General features: G+C 50.8%; 1 protein-coding gene. It reads left to right on the top strand.

Annotated elements, in window-relative coordinates; translation table 11 throughout:
• Positions 1-516 (top strand): EF-Tu/IF-2/RF-3 family GTPase (locus tag ACOTX2_RS25040; protein ID WP_252007933.1); only part of this gene is annotated, 516 nt, incomplete at both ends.

The raw sequence follows: 516 nt of genomic DNA, 5'->3' as shown, positions 1-516 counted from the left end.
CCTGGATTCTTACATCCCAGAACCAGAGCGTGCGATTGACAAGCCATTCCTGCTGCCAATCGAAGACGTATTCTCCATCTCCGGTCGTGGTACCGTTGTTACCGGTCGTGTAGAGCGCGGTATCATCAAAGTTGGTGAAGAAGTTGAAATCGTTGGTATCAAAGAGACTGCGAAGTCTACCTGTACTGGCGTTGAAATGTTCCGCAAACTGCTGGACGAAGGCCGTGCTGGTGAGAACGTTGGTGTTCTGCTGCGTGGTATCAAACGTGAAGAAATCGAACGTGGTCAGGTTCTGGCGAAGCCAGGCTCAATCAAGCCACACACCAAGTTCGAATCTGAAGTGTACATTCTGTCCAAAGACGAAGGCGGCCGTCATACTCCGTTCTTCAAAGGCTACCGTCCACAGTTCTACTTCCGTACAACTGACGTGACCGGTACCATCGAACTGCCAGAAGGCGTAGAGATGGTAATGCCAGGCGACAACATCAAGATGGTTGTGACTCTGATCCACCCAAT

This window comes from Enterobacter cloacae complex sp. IR5412, assembly GCF_049237385.1.
GTDB classification, from domain to species: domain Bacteria; phylum Pseudomonadota; class Gammaproteobacteria; order Enterobacterales; family Enterobacteriaceae; genus Enterobacter; species Enterobacter intestinihominis.
Note: the sequence above shows the minus strand (reverse complement) of the source record. Positions and strands in the feature narration are given on the sequence as shown.